Source organism: Mesorhizobium sp. M1273 (assembly GCF_040318195.1).
Lineage (GTDB): Bacteria > Pseudomonadota > Alphaproteobacteria > Rhizobiales > Rhizobiaceae > Mesorhizobium.
In genome coordinates this window covers 1-14,765 of record NZ_JAMYLV010000062.1, presented here as the reverse complement: position 1 = coordinate 14,765, position 14,765 = coordinate 1, and the positions used below count along the sequence as shown (strand labels likewise).

The window sequence follows — 14,765 nt, the reverse complement described above, 5'->3', positions numbered from 1 at the left end:
CCCCTCCTCCCCAACTCCCGGCGCTTTGTCTACCACCCCGCGGTGCCCATGCGGGGGCGCGTAAAAAGGGGGCCCCCCCACGCCTACAACATCAAGAGCCACCGGGAAGAAGAGCGCCGGTGGGTGGAGCAGGCCGAGAGCGCCTATGCACGCTTCGTCGCCGGTTGGAACCCGCGAGGCCCGAGAAAGGCGCGCACGGATGCCGCAAACGAGGTGCGACGATAGAAGCTGCGCGGCAGGGCTCTCACCTCGGACCCTGCTCTTCGCCACGCGGTCGTCCGTGCGCGACAGGAGAATAGCGCAGATTTATCAAAAAGGCTCTTGTCGATCACATCAGTGGTCTGCGGGTTCTTGGTCTTGGTGGGGGGATGATCCACATCCTCGAGCGCCAGATAGAGCTCGTATTCGTGAGCGGTGCCGCTGTCGGTCGGCGCCCGGCTTAGCGTCCCACCCCCTTCATGTTGCCGAGTAGAAGGTGTCCTGGCCGCCGCAATAGCCCGGGCATTCACTCTCGAACTCACCATGCGCCTCGTTGTCCAGCTTGGCCTTTTCCAGCTCCGCCGATTGGCTCTATCGCAATCTCAAGGCCTATTCGTCCTCCGCGAACCATGACCACCGGCGCGGTAGCGGAATCGCGCGATCACATCATCCAGTGGTACGCCCAAGGCCTGCTCTAGGTTCGCCCAGTAATACTCGGCACTAGCGAGTAGCTCCTCTCTCTGGTCAGGTGTGCGCTCTGCCTTCCAGTACCTGATCAATGCAAGCATGGTGAGCCGCGAAAGAGCCGCAACTGGCAAAAGTGGAAGTTCTGACTCGTTTATCGGCCGACTCTGCTCGTAGCCGGCCACAAAGGCAAAGGCATCCTGCCAAGGGTGATCCTGAGAGCGGCCGATCAGGTGCGCCACCGTATTGGCGGGGTCAAAGATCACCGCGCTATGAACAGCGTCACCAAAGTCAAGGATTGCCTTCACGAAGACCTCGCTGTGCGGGTCCACCACAACGTTGTTTGGAGCGTAGTCACCGTGGATCAGTTGCATTTCAAGACTAGACAGTCTCGGCAGCACGACTTCTTCGAAGAGCCTGAAGACCCGTTGAGCCAACAGTCGGTGCTTAGGGTCTGGCGCGTACTGAACAAGTTCCGCCCAATCGAGAAAGTGCCTAATGTCGTAAACTAAGCTGCGCGCAGCAGCTGGATGCCCAAACGATCGCAGCGCAATGTTTGCTTGCCCGAGCATGTCTCCCGCCTTGGTTAACTGCTCAAGGTTGGCATCCATTTGCTCCCACAGCAGCCCTTCGACAAAGCAGAAGACACTGAGTGTTCGATAAGCTTCATCCCCCAAGTCGATAGGAACGCTATCCCTTCGGTCAAGGGTGGGCTTGATCCGCTGGATCGGCAAGGCGTGAGCGGCATCATCAAGATAACGCATCGCGGCAATCTGCAACGCCGTAACTGGTTCAGGCTCGTCGGACGGTGACACCTTTACGAGGTATTCATTCGCTTTGGCTTTAAGCCTGAACGTATGGCCCTTTTCGCTGCCCAATCGTACAACGTTTCCACTAAGCGCATAATGCCTCTCAAGCATGTGTTTCAACAGCAAAGGGTCGATAGGCTGGCTTGAAGCAAGAAGGCTGCTCTCCTCCAGGAGCCGTTGTAACACCGCGCCGGGTGATTTATTCATGTTGTTAGATTCCTCTAGAGCCGCTGTTTCGCTACGATGGCAAAAGTCTCAAGGAGGCGGCTCACATCGGCTGCGGTAAAAGCGACTGGAGGGCGCACTTTCAACACGTTACCCGCTCGGCCGGTCCTGCTGATCAGAACTCGACGATCGCGGAGGTCCTTGATGATGCTTTCACAACGAATAGGATCGGGCTCGAGCGTCCCTCTGTCCTTGACGATCTCGACGCCAAGGTACAGGCCGCTGCCTCTGATTTCCGCGACATAGGGAGAATCCCGTGTTAGCGTTTCAAGCCCTGCCAGCAGGGTCGCGCCGTTGACGACTACGCGTTCACGCACATTCTCCTGCTGGAACACATCGAGCACGGCGGAAGCGGCAGCTACAGAAATCGATCGGCCACCCAGTGTGTTGAAGTAGCTGACCTTCTGTCCGAATCCGTCAGATACCTCCGGGCGGAAGACGACGCCAGAGATGGGGAAACCGTTCCCCATCGCCTTGCCCATCGTGACGATATCGGGAATCACCGAGTGCCGACTGAACCCCCACATCGAATCCCCGAACTGAGCGAACCCCGATTGAACCTCGTCAGCAATGTAGAGGCCACCAGCGGCGTGAACTTCGTCGACCATTGCCTGCATGAAGCCCACTGGGTGAGTAAAAATGCCGTCGGAGGTGAACGCGGAATCGGCGATCAACGCTGCTAGCCTGTATCCATGCCGCTCGAGATCAATAATTGCGGAACCCACTTGATCCCGCATATACTCCGCGAGCGGTCGTTCTGCTCCGCAGAGCCTGGGGTCAGGAGCGGCAATGAGTCGGACGTTAGGTCCGAGCGGGGATCCTGCGCCCAGCATTGGGGAAAAGCTCGCGACCTCACGAGTGCGACCGTGAAACGCCCAACGAGTAGCTATGATACCCTCTCCGCCCGTGTGGAACCTCGCGACGCGAATTGCAAGATCATTTGCTTCGGATCCAGTGCAGGGCAAGCTTAACTTCGACAGCTCAGCTGGGAATGTCGCAAGTAGCCGCTCAGCATAGGCGACCAGTCGCTCCTGGGGGTAGCGGGTATCAGTGTTGACTGCAGCCATCTGGCGGTAAACGGCGTCCACCACATGCCTATGCGCGTGGCCAACGCCCGGGACGTTGTTATATGCGTCCAAATAGTCGTTGCCGTCGTTGTCTATTAGGTGGGCGCCAAAACTCGAGACAAACTCCACCGGAATCGTCTCGGAAAACTGGTAGCCAGGACCGAGCACCGTGTCACGGCGTCGGATGATGTCCTGAAGTCGTTTTGGCAGATCGCCGACAGCAATAGGGTCGATCCGCTTGGGGTTGCGCGAACTCATCTCAGGGTGAGCGTAGACGATCGGAGAAAACCGCCGAAGTTTTCGTCGAGTCCGCAGCCATCTGGTGAATCATTGCAACGCTTCGCATAAGATTGGCAGGCTCAGCCTCGACGCGAGGTGTTTCAATCGTTGCATCGCCTGCTGCGAAAAAGCATGCGTTCATTTGGAGTATCCTAGCGGTTACCATCAGCGCCATATTTCTGATCGTCAGTAGATAGCAGGCGGCCGCAGGCGTCCAATTCAGTTTGCAGATTGGTGTCTTCTGGCGACGAGATGACGGCATGCGAGGCGGTGACTGGAGCCGCGAGCTGGCTTCAAGCACGGCGCGGATAAGCCGCAATGCGCCGGCGCCATCCGCCAGCGCGCTGCGCATTCTATGTAAAAGTTTAAACTTTATCTGACAGACGTGTCTTAGGCTGAAGCTTGAGCCGAGGCTGGGCGCGGAGTGGTCAGGGTTCGCAGCGCCCGGCCTCGGCGTTAGAAAGGACAATGACATGACCAAGGACCAAACTCATCCGAGCCGAGGTGAGGCTGCTGGAGCTGGCCAAACAGCTCGGCAATGTCAGCCAGGCCTGCAAGATGATGGGCTATTCGCGCGACAGGTTCTACCGCTTCAAGGAGCTTTATGAGACCGGCGGCGAACTGGCGCTGCAGGAACTGACGCGCAGGAAGCCGCTGTTGGCCAACCGCACGCCACCGCAGATCGACGATCATCCTCGCGCTGACGCTGGAATATCCCGCCTATGGACAAACCCGCATCGCCAATGAAATGCGCAAGCTCGGCCACTCGGTCTCGCCGTCGGGCCTTCGCGGGGTGTGGCAGCGCCAGCATCTGGAGACGATGAAGAAGCGACTGAAGGCGCTGGAGGCGAAGGTCGCCCAGCACGGTATCGTGCTCACCTCGATATTGTCCGTTCGGAGCGCACCTTTCCCTTGGTGCTTGCCCGACGGGCATGTGTAGCGGTCCTTCCTAGTGTCGTGGGTCGTTGATGAAGTCGGCCACGATGAAGAGGCCGTACCTGGCGTTGCCGGATGTCGGTATCTTGGGAATGCAGGACAAAACTCCACCGCCTTCGCAGGCCAGTACCTCATCGCCGATAGTAGCTGCGGTCGTGCCAGCACCGTGGTCTCTCTGGACCCGGTAGCATCCCCGCGCCTTATCTCATCGAGGTCAGTTGCGCCCGGTCACTGACCTCGTGCGCGACGATCGCCGTGCCCTTGCCGCTGGTCGCCATCGACCGGGCATCGGGATCGATCGAGGTATGGCGCAAGCTGGGCGATGACGGTTTGAGCAGGGCGACGTATCGAGGCGGGTGACAAAGCCGCCAGAACCTCCCGAAGGAGCGATACGCCATGGCCGCGCCCGTGTGGTGCGGCACGGCCAAGCCAACCCCTCTTGGTTTCGTAAATGCCGACCGGAAAGCCCGGCCAGAAGCGGTTAATCCCAATCCGGTGCATCACGTCGCCGCGCGCAAACGCCTCGAACATAAGATACTCGCTGATAGCGAGGCTCGATTCGAAAATACTGAGTGACCAGGACCGCCCTGCCTCACCCTGCATTCGCGCTATCGCCGAAGAAGCCACGGCGATGAAGCCCCACAGGCCGGCAAGGATACCGTCTGGAAATCCGGTGCGTGCAAGGGCGGGCCTTCCACCGGTCCAACCAGCTTGACGAGGCCGGCGAGCGCGCGGACCGTCGAATCAGTTGCGGCGAATCCTGCATAGCCCCGCGGCCGAACCAGCTCGCTTCAAGGTAGATTAGCCCGGGGCGCCGCTACCGGATCACGGCAATATCAATGGATGGGCAATCTGCGGAATCGACATCGCGGCCATCGACCAGAATGTCGCAGTCCTCGATCAGTGCCGTCAGCCGTGTGATCGCGTTGGGGGCGGTGGCATCGATGATGAGGCTCGACTTGTTGAAGTTCAGGAATGCGAACCACGCGCTGTGGCCGCTGGGCGTGAGCGGAGCGCTGTGGCGAAGTGGGTCGCCCGGTGGCGGCTCGACCTTCTGAACATCAGCGCCAAAATCCGCAAACAGCCGCGCGCAATAACTGGTTGCGGCCGAGCTGCCGATTTCGACGACCCGCAGATGCGACAACACTCCCGAGGGCTCCTTTCCCGGCCATGCTCCGGAATCACCTGCAACGCGATGCGAATCTGTGCGACCACGAGCGTGGCGCTGCTCACCAGACATCGATACACCGCCATTTGCGACTGGTACGTGGCGGCACTGGGACCAAACGCAGACCCGCTTTGATCCGTCGTCGCGTCTCTGCGGGATCGATTGCGTTGTCGATCTCGGATACCCAGGCAATTGATACGACCATCCCATTGGCACACAATTCCGCGACTTTCTCACGGCGACAGTCTTCGCGCTCGGAGTCTGCGATCGCCTCCATCTCCTGCGGAAGCAAAGTTCGGCGGTCGGTCACCAGGCCGGAAAGCCTCGCGAGTTGCACGCAAGACGGCTCGAGAAGGTCATGCCAAGCCGATCGGTGTCGGCCGGCCGACCTCCGCCGCCTTCCGCATACAACATGAGCGGCATTCGCGACTGCTTGGCCGGTGCCAGCATGCGATCCCTTTTCTTCGGATTCATGTGCACTTGGGTGCTGACGCGGACGGCGTGGTCGTAAACCACCACTTGCGGAGGGCAGCTTTCGGGTTGAAATGAGTTGCGTTAACGATCGCAACGCCTCGCAACGAGGCCGTCCTGGCATCTGGCAGTCCCATGAAACTCCTCCGCTGAATCGTCATCGTCACCTCAGGGGAGGCTCGGTCGCGTATGGGGCTCGGCGGTTGTGTCGGCTACTTTTTCCAAAATGGGGTCGCACAACCGCTCTATGTCTCGGACCTCATGGTCGGCTGTAATGCACACCCGGATCCCCGCCTTTCCTTGCGGAACTGTCGGGAAAAACGTCACCGAGGTATAGAAGCCGGCATCGAGAAGCTCTCTTGCGATTGCGATCGCCTTGGCCTCCGATCCGATGGCGATCATTCTGATCGGAAGCGAACTGCCTTGCTGGGCGGTTGCGACATGACGGTCGAAGAGGTCAATGCGTTGCGCCAACTGCCTTTGCCGCTGGCCAAGTTCTGCCGAGCGGTGAATCTTGCACGAGCCAAGCGCCGCGCCAACTGCCGCCAGATTGGCGGCCGCCGAGAACGCAGGGGGACGGAGTAACGTCGAAACAGAATCTCCTGGTCAGCCGTTCCGAGCATCAACATGCCGCCCGATGCGCCGAATCCCTTGCCCAGCGAGGCTGCTATGATCGTGCGGTCACCAAGCTCTTGCGGAAACTGAGAGCGCGCAAATCCTTGGCCTTGGCGTCCGAACAGCGATATGCCATGAGCATCGTCGACATAGAGAAAGAGCCCGTAGCGTTCCTGGAGTTGGCGCAGTTCCTTGAGCGGCGAATGGCCACCTATGGAGTAAACGCGATCGCATATGTAGGCGACCACTGGCTCCTGGCGGCACAAGCGTTCGAGAGCGTCGATGTCGTTGTGCGCAATCGTTTCCACCCGCGTTTCATCAGCCACCACCGGCTTGTGATGGGCGAGCGAGATGTGCGCAACGTGATCAAACACGACGACCGGCTTCCTTCCGCCCCGTCAATTGGCCCGAAGCAAGGAGTGGCACCGCGCCCAGATTGGCGAGCATGACACTGGAAAAGGTGAGCACACGCGCGGAGAACATCTCGGACAGGGTTGCTTCAAGTTCTGCGAGAAGATCGAAATTGAGTCGTGTTCGTGCGCAGGACCAATGCAATGACCGATGCGCCTCAATCGCCTCGATCGCGCCAGCGATGATCACCGGATGATTGTCGAGACCCAGATAGGAGCATCGCACGAAATCAATTGCCTGCGGTCAATTGTTAAGCGGACCGGTGCCCAAAGCAAAGGCGCGTCCGGTCGTGGAACGCCCAGAGACGGCCATGAGACCAGCTGCGTGGGCCGCGTCGAAATAAGTCATACTCTTGTTGACCACGTAGCCGGTGTTCCGAAAGAGTCCGGCCGGGCGAACACCATGCGAGAGAGCGATCGGCTGCTGCATCTCATTCTCCATTCTGATCTGCCCAAAATACGCTCGCGACCGCTGAGATGAGGAGCGCGGCTTGGCGACATCGGTCCGAACCGAAAGTGCCGCACGGACCTTGCCACAGCTCGATCGGCACCCAGGTTCAAGCCAACTAAACCACTGTCCACGTCGCTTGGACACCTACCAACCCAGATAGGGACCGAGCGCCTAAGGCATGTCTGTGATTGCTGCGCCGTCGGCAGCGACCTGTCGCAGGCCCGCATTCGCGGTGACCGGCAGTGTTTTGTGGCTGTAGCGACGCGGCGCCCAACTCGCTGCTATTCTCAAGGCTATCGCCCCGCGAACGTCAGGTTACCGTGACTGCATTGACCGCTGCCGTCATGTCCTTCTCAGCCTTCGCTTGAGTCAGGCTGCCGCGACTGACGCATTGAATGACAGTGCGCTCGTCTGGTTGGTCGTCGAACGGACGTGTGCCGATGATGTCGCGCCCTTGGTCGCTTCCCGTCTGGCCGAACCAAGCAAGGTCAATCCAGCCATCGCAAAGGTCGCAGGCGAACACGAGGTTGGAACTCAGTGCCGCTGAAATCCTCAAAGTGAATCGGCCGGACCGTTCGAGCTATCGTCACCTGCCAACCTCGTGGTTTCCAGAGCTACGGAGCGGGTTGATTAATCTGAATGTCCTCAAAGTCCTTTTCATTATCCGGTCACGACGACACACTCGTTAGGTCGGCTACAGCGGCAATGATTGTGTTTAGCGCGCTTCGCGCCCGGCCTTTGGCTTTGCCGTTGGCCATCAGCCGCGCCCACAGAGGCCAGCTTTCTCGTCGAGCGATACGACGCGGCCAGCGAACAGCGCTTGTGGGCCTTCGGGCCCGCGAACCAAGTTTCAAGGCTGCTGCGCTTCCTGCCCTTCGGTTTAAGATGCCTCGGCGAATTTCGGCGACAGTAAGCGAAGCAATGAAGAGGTCCTTGTCCTTCTGCGCGCCCATCCAGCAGCGAGCCCGACGGCTCCGGCTTTATGACGTTGCTGGTGATATTGGTATCAAGGAGGTGACGTCATCGGCTCCGGGCGGACCAGCAAGGGAAAAGACTACTGCCAACCGCATGGCACCGAGTGTGATGGCCAAGTGCGCCCTCCCGGTCCCGGTGGGTGATCTCCCTGCCCTGATTGGCCAGGCACGCAGCTTTGAAAGGCACGGCCGGAAGCGTTTCCGCAGCAGAGCCGGAGGCTCTCAGGCCTGCTGTGCCGATCAGGAAGTCGGTGACCCCGGACTACATCATCTGCCTGGATGATGGGAAGAAATTCAAATCGCCAAAGCGCCATTTGTCGACCCACTATGGGCTGGCGCCAGACGAATATCGCGCCAAATGGGATCTGCCGGCGGATCATCCAACGGGCGCGCCGAATTACGCCGCGGCCCGCTCGGCCGGCCAAGACGATGGGGCTCGGCCGCAAACCGAAGGAGCCGGAAACGCCGGCCGCTGCCAAGACTCGCAAGAAGGCCGCAGCCTGACGATCGGACGGACGACCTTCTAAGATCGCTCCAGTCGTAAGCGCCTCGCCGATCACCTATGGGTTTGGGCTTGATGTTTTCCGGAATCGCCAGGGCATGAGTTCCTCGATCTGGCTCTGTGGATGGCCGTTGATGATGGCCTCGAGGGTTTCGGCGAGGTAGGCAACGGGATTGACGTCGTTGAGCCTGCAGGTGGCCACGACGGATGAGAGCAGCGCCCAGTTTTCGGCCCCGATCTCATGGCCAGCAAAGAGAGCATTTTTTCTGGTCAAGCATACGGGCCGGATGGCGTTTTCGACCGGGTTGGTGTCGAGCCGGCCGTCGCCGAGGAAGCGGGTGAGCCCTTCCCAATGGGCAAGACCATAGCGGATGTCTTCGGCCAGCTTTGAGCCTGAGGAGATCATCGACAATTGCTTTTCAAACCACGGCTTCAAGGCGGCGATGATCGGGGTGGAGTACTGCTGTCGGGCGGCGAGCCGAGCTTGTGGCGTCATGCCGCGCACCGTCGCCTCGACGGCGTAGAGCGTAGCGATCTGGCGCACGGCGGCTTCGGCGATCGGGGACTTGGTGTTGCGCGCCAGCTTCACAAAACGTCGGCGCAGGTGGCTCCAGCAATGGACGAGCAGCCACGGTCCTTGTGGCCGCTCCAGGCGTGTCAGCCGGTCATAGCCCTCATAGGCGTCAACCTGCAGGAATTGTCCGCCGAAGCCTTGAAGGAAGCGTTCGGCATGCTCGCTGCCGCGTCCCGGCGCATAGTGGAACAGCACGATGGGCGGGCCTTGGCCACCATGGCCGCGGTCATCGCAAGCGATTGCCCAGAAGAAGCCCTTCTTGACCTTGCCGCGTCCGGGATCGAGTACCGGCGCGGTGGTCTCGTCCATGAACAGGCGCTCGGCCGCAGCCAGATGCCCGCGCATGTGGTCGGCTATGGGCTTGAGATGGAAGCAGGCCCGGCCTGCCCAGTTGCCCAGTGTCGCCCGATCCAGCTGGATGCCCTGGCGGGCGTAGATCTCGGCCTGCCGGTAGAACGGCAAATGATCACCGAACTTGGCGACGATGACCTGGGCGATCAGCGCCTCGGTCGGCAGGCCACCAGGCACGATATGCTCGGGCGCATGCGCCTGCACGACGGCGCCCGAGCAGCGCCGGCAAGCGTATTTCGGGCGGCGCGTGACCAGCACGCGCAGTTGTGCCGGGATTGCGTCGAGCCGCTCGCTGACATCCTCGCCGATCCTGGCCATCTCGCCGCAGCCGCACGGACACAGCGTGCTCTTGGGCTCGATGATCCGCTCCACCCGCGGCAGATGGGCAGGCAAGCGGCCACGATTGCGCTGGCGCAAACCGGACGCGCCGTCCGAACGCCCCCCGGATGACCCGCTGCGCCTTTTCCTGCGCGGCATCGAGCACGCCCTGCGCGATCTCCACGTCTTCGAGCGGCAGGTGGTATTGATCGGGATGCAGCTTCTCGGACTTGGCGCCGAACTTCTCGTGGTTGAGCTGGCTGACGACGCTCTCCAGGCGGCGGCGCGCCTCCTCGGACTCTGCCAAAGCTGCCTGCGCCTCGGCGAGGAGCGCCTTCAAACGCTCGTTCTCTTCCTGGAGAACCGTCAGATTCATGCACTAAATCAACCACATGATCTCCGATAACGCCATTGGAGACAAGGCACCTGAGTCACTGTGCCACACTCATCCGGCCAGCTGCGGACGCCGTGCCCGCTCGGGGCGAACCAGTCTCCAATCCAGCCCTTCGAACAACGCCGCGAACATCGCCGGCGACATGCGCATCACGCCGTCGCGAACCTGCGGCCAGACGAACTTCGAGCCCTCGAGCCGCTTGTGCACCAGCACAAGGCCGGTGCGATCCCACACCAAAATCTTGATCCTGTCAGCCCTTTTGGCCCGGAACACGAAGGCTGCCCCACAGAACGGGTCGAGGCCTAGCATCTCCTGCACAGCCAATGCCAATCCGTCCATGCCGCGCCGGAAGTCAACCGGCCGGGTCGCCACGTAGATCTTCAGATCGTTGCCCGGTGCAATCATCGCGAGGCCCGAACCGCTCGGATCACCTGCGACTGCTGCTCGAGGTCAACCGCCGTTCGGATCACCATGTCGTCGATCACGATCTCCACCTTCGCCGGCGTCGATTTCGATGGCCTCATCCTCCGCTGAGGCACCGATGTTTCGTCACCATCAACTGCGCGAACATCGGCGCCATGCTTTCCGGCAGTGCCAGTTGTCCCTGACGAAGGCGACGCCGCCAATCGTAGACCTGCCAGCGGGTCGCGCCATGCTTGCGTGCGACCGCCGCCACCTGCACCCCCGGCATCAGGCTCTCGGCCGCAATCCGGGCTCTCTCAGCCTCCGAGCGAACCCGCCGTCCCGTTGGACCTTCCAGAACCTCGAGCCGGCCTGCGTAGCCAGCTGTTGGGACGTCCAAATCGACGTCCATTTTGCCGTCTGCTCCCACGTAGGCCCTCCGTCTCTCGCGATCGGGGGGATTCTTCGCACATTCACCTCATGCCCCGCACGAGGGGAGCGGCGTGGCGCTTACCTCCAGTCGTGCTCCCAAGCGCTGCTCTTTTCCCCGCGAGGCTCTTTGTCTTCGTCTTCGCTAAAATAGCCGAAGGTAAATTTCGAGCGTTCCAGCTTGCCGGAATTTAGGGTCTCGGTGGATAAACCCGCATGGCGTTTCGGGTGCTGGCAGGAAGATCGAAGGGCGGGCGTGGGTGGACCAAGGCGTTTGCGTTAGGACGACGCTCAGCAGGTGCGTGCGCACGTTGCGCAACTGGAGCGCGACCTCATGGCGACACCTCAAGGATGCCATCGACGCTTCGAAGCCGGACAGGTACTTCGCATTGCGAAGTGACTCGAATGTCTCGAAGAATGCATCGCCGGAATATCGGCGAAAGGTGCGCGTTAGCAACCATGTTCTGTCTGCTCGTCATCGGCACTGTGGCCTATGTCGTCTACCGCCGTACAACAAGTTGGTCGAGGACGTGCCCGAAACTATCGTCCCGCTGCTGCTGCCTCGACGCCAAGCACACTTGCAGCCGACCATCATCTTACCGCTGCGGTCAATCGACCCCAGAAAATGCGCGCTTGCTGCCCGTCAAGAAAGGCAGATCGTGATTCATGCATAACGTTAGCCCATGAATACACTATCTCCCTTAGCGAAAGTCTAGGCACCTCCCAGACGCCGCTCGAATTCTCCAATCTTCGCACCTTTAGGTGAAGATAAACCGCCGCAAGCTGCAAGTAGATGACGGTTCTATTTTGAAGTTCGCGGTCCCAGGATTGAGCAAAGCTCATAGTCGCAAAGCTGCCATCGGGGCCGTGCAACGGAACGCTAATGCCTGTTCTTAACCCGAACGTCGCAGCCTCATCGAAAACGCGCCGTTCGTCTTCAGTCGTGCTTGCGTCCTTGTATACGTCACTCGATCGAAAGGCGTTCGCCCGCTTTCGACTCGTCTTGAGGATGGGGTCTATCCTCTCGTAGCCCATTTTGAAACAGCGCTTCTGCCATTCATCAGGAGAGTTCAGCAAAACTGGCGGATCGCGTCAGACCGACTTTAACAATCTTTGGTCGGGTGTAAGAGAGCGATAGGGCAACTAAAATTCACGGCGAAAGTAGCTAACAGGTCGAACAACTGCTCGGTTTGCGCAACACCATCAGCAAGGGCGAGAAATCGGCCGAGCTCGACCGCAAACGCCTCCTCGGCTGCCTTGAGGAAATGGACCGACGAGATCAAAGAAAATTGGTCGGACACGCTCGGTGCCAGCCCTCGAATTCGAGGGATCGCAGTCCGCGGGCGCTCCATGGTCTTTTCTCCGCTGCCATTTGCGCTGGATGTTGTCGCTGATGCACAGGTGCACAGAGCTGCCGGCTGTAAGCCTGCGGCTTTGCGGCGTCGTCGACAGGCCGGCCTCATTAAAGCTCTATCACATGACCGCAATGCATATCGTTATTTTAACTTAGTGTAGGTAGCGCGAAGATTGTCTGAAAATTTAACATTGTAGCAAATGCGTAATGTCTACGATATTCCCTCAGTTGACTTCGAGGATCATAGGCGGGTATTGGTCGTTCCGCCATCCGGTTGTAGGCGGAATAGAAGGCCCCGGCGGTAAGCCGCTTCAATGCCGTATCCGCCCTCCGGTCGGCGCGGAGCGCGTTCACGATCTTCGCGCCTTCCAGCCAGTTGTCAACCAGCAGCGGGATTACCTCCGGCGGGTCCTGAAGGTCCACGTCGATCGGAATGACGGCGTCGCCCAGGGCATAATTCATCCCCGCCGCCAAAGCCGCGTCCTTGCCGAAATTGCGGGAAAGCACGACAACCTTCACGGCGGAGTTCTTTCGCCGTTCGGCGGAAAGCGCAGCAAGCGTGCCGTCCGTGCTGCCATCGTCGACGAAGACGATCTCATACCCCCCCACTCGCCTGTCCGCTGGGCAGCCTCTTCAAGGCAGGGGACGACGCGCCGGAGGAACGGTGCGATCGCTTCCTGCTCGTTCAGCACCGGAACTACCAATGAAATCAGCTGAGATATTTTGTGCGAACTCATCAGCGTCAATCCACGACTATTTCGCTTCCTACTCGCCTTCGCTGAAGACGAAGAGACTATTCCCCGAGAAACCCGCGATGAGATAGCTTGTCACTGCTAACGTCTGGCTAAGATAATCACCGAATCCGAGCCAGGCAGCGGCCACAAATAGCACAGAAACATTTACGCAATACGCGGGCAGCATTATTATTAAAAATCGTCCAACTCCTAATGCGATCGGAATCTTGCTCCGGAAGGTGAAGCGTCGGTTCAGCAGAAAGCTCACCTACTGCATATCCACAAGCATTCGCTGCAATGGATGGCATTGCGACCCAGCCTATGCAGAAAAAAATCACCGACAGGCAGACAACGTGTTTACACAGCCAACGAGACCATAGCGAAGAGGCGGGCCAAGCCTGGCCCATGGCACGATGAGCTCAAAGGGCTTGGGTCTCGCACCACTATGGTCTCGGCTCGAATTCACCTGTCCATGACTTCCCGGAGATACATGACGCCGTTTTCGTATTTGTACACGCAGCGCCATGTTGCTCTCCAAAGCTATCACCAAACGCTGAACGACCTCGTGCGCGAGCTCCCTCCTCTCTCAGAAACGGGGGCGCACCGTTTTCAAGGGAAAGGAGAGCATCACTCGTTTTGCACGTGCACTCAGCCCTCACTCGGTGTTGCTGCATCTCAATAGCAACGGTCGTGCCAGGGCCGTTCGCGCGCGTTAAGCTTCTGATTCGTTTCGCAAAGTTTGTCCGCCGCAGACAGCGGCCCGTGTTTGAAACCGGACAGCCTTTGTACCGTTGTCAGAAGCCGGACAAGGATCAGCCCCTGGTTTGGTTCCGCCTCGTCAGTCTTTTTATGAGAGATTGGCAACGCGTCTGTCGAGCGATAGGTCACTCACCAGGTCTTCAGCTTACCGTTTTCGTCCCTCCTCCTCGAACTGCTTCAACCGCCGCATCTCCGTCGGCAGCAACATAGGTCGCCCGACTGGTCCCGGCTCTTCCAGCAGATGTCCGCAACCGACTCCGTCATGGCCTTACTTCGAAATAAGCCCCTGTTGGGCACCGGAGAATTTGAGGCCTTCGTCCACGAGCGGTCCAGACGTTGGGGATCGGACGACGAGGTGAGCAACCCTACCAATTCTTGTAGGCAATTGCGGGGCACAGGTCGGTTAGAAATTCCTTGACGCTGATACCATTTGAATGGGCCTCATCTAGGAGGCTGGCAGGAACGGCCTATGCCAAGAGAGAACGACTTTGCCAAGGGAATGACGTGTCGGTCTTGCTAGAGCGGATTTTGTTGGCTCTGTCCGCCGTAATCACAGCATTCCTTTTCGCTCGGCTGCTATCGCTCCGCCGAACCGGCGGAGCAATCCTGCCGGGAAGCCGGGCGACAACGGCCGAACAGCCAGAAATGGAGCCAATAATGAAAGCTGTCCGGCGGACTTGCTTTGATTGGGCACGATGTCGATGTCGGCGCCAACCCGTCATCAAACTGGAAACGGCGGCTACCCAGGCCAGCGTGGGAGCGGGATGTCAAGCGAAGTGAGGATTTGACCCCAAGGGCGAACTGAAGATTTGACCCCCTCATTGTTTTGCGGTTTCGTTGGTGCTGAGCGTCGTTCCGGCCTTCTGCAATAGGCCGGAAC

10 protein-coding genes and 9 pseudogenes are annotated in these 14,765 nt (G+C 59.5%); 2 read left to right on the top strand and 17 right to left on the bottom strand.

The window, feature by feature from the left end; genetic code table 11:
- Nucleotides 1–296: 296 nt before the first annotated feature.
- From NKH30_RS32210 to NKH30_RS32200, 3 genes and pseudogenes are all read right to left on the bottom strand, one after another.
- Nucleotides 297–570 (bottom strand): annotated as a pseudogene (locus tag NKH30_RS32210) (hypothetical protein); the annotation flags it as partial.
- A gap of 11 nt (nucleotides 571–581) precedes the next feature.
- Nucleotides 582–1,679 (bottom strand): phosphotransferase, encoded by a 1,098-nt coding sequence (locus tag NKH30_RS32205; protein WP_352998046.1) that lies wholly within the window; start codon nucleotides 1,677–1,679, stop codon nucleotides 582–584.
- Between the two features lie 14 nt (nucleotides 1,680–1,693).
- The gene (locus NKH30_RS32200; protein WP_352998044.1) at nucleotides 1,694–3,022 is read right to left on the bottom strand and encodes an aspartate aminotransferase family protein; all 1,329 of its coding nucleotides are present in this window, start codon (nucleotides 3,020–3,022) and stop codon (nucleotides 1,694–1,696) included.
- Nucleotides 3,023–3,535: 513 nt separating this feature from the next.
- On the opposite strand from NKH30_RS32200, the pseudogene NKH30_RS32195 reads away from it, so the two are divergent.
- Nucleotides 3,536–3,923 (top strand): annotated as a pseudogene (locus NKH30_RS32195) (helix-turn-helix domain-containing protein); the annotation flags it as partial.
- Between the two features lie 256 nt (nucleotides 3,924–4,179).
- Here the strand turns inward: NKH30_RS32195 and NKH30_RS32190 are convergent.
- The 8 genes and pseudogenes from NKH30_RS32190 to NKH30_RS32160 form a co-directional block, all read right to left on the bottom strand.
- Nucleotides 4,180–4,377, bottom strand: coding sequence for a hypothetical protein (locus NKH30_RS32190; protein ID WP_352998042.1), 198 nt, complete (start codon nucleotides 4,375–4,377; stop codon nucleotides 4,180–4,182).
- Nucleotides 4,378–4,465: 88 nt separating this feature from the next.
- A pseudogene (locus tag NKH30_RS32185) lies at nucleotides 4,466–4,636 on the bottom strand (hypothetical protein); the annotation flags it as partial.
- 160 nt (nucleotides 4,637–4,796) lie between these two features.
- Nucleotides 4,797–5,126 carry a CoA transferase gene (locus NKH30_RS32180; protein ID WP_352998040.1) on the bottom strand — a complete coding sequence of 110 codons (330 nt, stop codon included), beginning with the start codon at nucleotides 5,124–5,126 and terminating at the stop codon, nucleotides 4,797–4,799.
- An 82-nt stretch (nucleotides 5,127–5,208) separates the two neighbouring features.
- Nucleotides 5,209–5,430: pseudogene (locus NKH30_RS32175) on the bottom strand (hypothetical protein); the annotation flags it as partial.
- Nucleotides 5,431–5,454: 24 nt separating this feature from the next.
- Nucleotides 5,455–5,719, bottom strand: a pseudogene (locus NKH30_RS33320) (hypothetical protein); the annotation flags it as partial.
- Between the two features lie 67 nt (nucleotides 5,720–5,786).
- Nucleotides 5,787–7,073: pseudogene (locus NKH30_RS32170) on the bottom strand (aminotransferase class I/II-fold pyridoxal phosphate-dependent enzyme).
- Between the two features lie 331 nt (nucleotides 7,074–7,404).
- Nucleotides 7,405–7,650, bottom strand: a complete 246-nt coding sequence (locus NKH30_RS32165) for a hypothetical protein (protein WP_352998039.1) — start codon at nucleotides 7,648–7,650, stop codon at nucleotides 7,405–7,407.
- A gap of 30 nt (nucleotides 7,651–7,680) precedes the next feature.
- Nucleotides 7,681–8,093: pseudogene (locus NKH30_RS32160) on the bottom strand (PIN domain-containing protein).
- Nucleotides 8,094–8,195: 102 nt separating this feature from the next.
- On the opposite strand from NKH30_RS32160, the pseudogene NKH30_RS32155 reads away from it, so the two are divergent.
- A pseudogene (locus NKH30_RS32155) lies at nucleotides 8,196–8,572 on the top strand (Ros/MucR family transcriptional regulator); the annotation flags it as partial.
- Between the two features lie 56 nt (nucleotides 8,573–8,628).
- On the opposite strand, the pseudogene tnpC reads toward NKH30_RS32155, so the two are convergent.
- From tnpC to NKH30_RS32125, 6 genes and pseudogenes are all read right to left on the bottom strand, one after another.
- Nucleotides 8,629–10,189: pseudogene (gene tnpC, locus NKH30_RS32150) on the bottom strand (IS66 family transposase).
- 69 nt (nucleotides 10,190–10,258) lie between these two features.
- Nucleotides 10,259–10,612: an IS66 family insertion sequence element accessory protein TnpB gene (gene tnpB / locus NKH30_RS32145; RefSeq protein ID WP_352480788.1), complete on the bottom strand. Its 354-nt coding sequence runs from the start codon at nucleotides 10,610–10,612 to the stop codon at nucleotides 10,259–10,261.
- Nucleotides 10,613–10,727: 115 nt separating this feature from the next.
- On the bottom strand, nucleotides 10,728–11,021 hold the full coding sequence (locus NKH30_RS32140; RefSeq protein ID WP_352998037.1) for a transposase: 294 nt from the start codon (nucleotides 11,019–11,021) through the stop codon (nucleotides 10,728–10,730).
- 608 nt (nucleotides 11,022–11,629) lie between these two features.
- Nucleotides 11,630–12,073 carry an autoinducer binding domain-containing protein gene (locus NKH30_RS32135; RefSeq protein WP_352998035.1) on the bottom strand — a complete coding sequence of 148 codons (444 nt, stop codon included), beginning with the start codon at nucleotides 12,071–12,073 and terminating at the stop codon, nucleotides 11,630–11,632.
- Nucleotides 12,074–12,539: 466 nt separating this feature from the next.
- Nucleotides 12,540–13,001, bottom strand: a complete 462-nt coding sequence (locus tag NKH30_RS32130; RefSeq protein WP_352998033.1) for a glycosyltransferase family 2 protein — start codon at nucleotides 12,999–13,001, stop codon at nucleotides 12,540–12,542.
- A 156-nt stretch (nucleotides 13,002–13,157) separates the two neighbouring features.
- The gene (locus tag NKH30_RS32125; RefSeq protein ID WP_352998032.1) at nucleotides 13,158–13,394 is read right to left on the bottom strand and encodes a GtrA family protein; all 237 of its coding nucleotides are present in this window, start codon (nucleotides 13,392–13,394) and stop codon (nucleotides 13,158–13,160) included.
- Nucleotides 13,395–14,765: the final 1,371 nt, after the last annotated feature.

Excerpts from the sequence above, each read along its gene's own strand:
- NKH30_RS32190 (WP_352998042.1), bottom strand. The coding sequence starts at position 4,377 with ATGGCGTATCGCTCCTTCGGGAGGTTCTGGCGGCTTTGTCACCCGCCT.
- NKH30_RS32205 (WP_352998046.1), bottom strand. The coding sequence starts at position 1,679 with ATGAATAAATCACCCGGCGCGGTGTTACAACGGCTCCTGGAGGAGAGC.
- NKH30_RS32200 (WP_352998044.1), bottom strand. The coding sequence starts at position 3,022 with ATGAGTTCGCGCAACCCCAAGCGGATCGACCCTATTGCTGTCGGCGAT.
- NKH30_RS32135 (WP_352998035.1), bottom strand. The coding sequence starts at position 12,073 with ATGGGCTACGAGAGGATAGACCCCATCCTCAAGACGAGTCGAAAGCGG.
- tnpB (WP_352480788.1), bottom strand. The coding sequence starts at position 10,612 with ATGATTGCACCGGGCAACGATCTGAAGATCTACGTGGCGACCCGGCCG.
- NKH30_RS32140 (WP_352998037.1), bottom strand. The coding sequence starts at position 11,021 with ATGGACGTCGATTTGGACGTCCCAACAGCTGGCTACGCAGGCCGGCTC.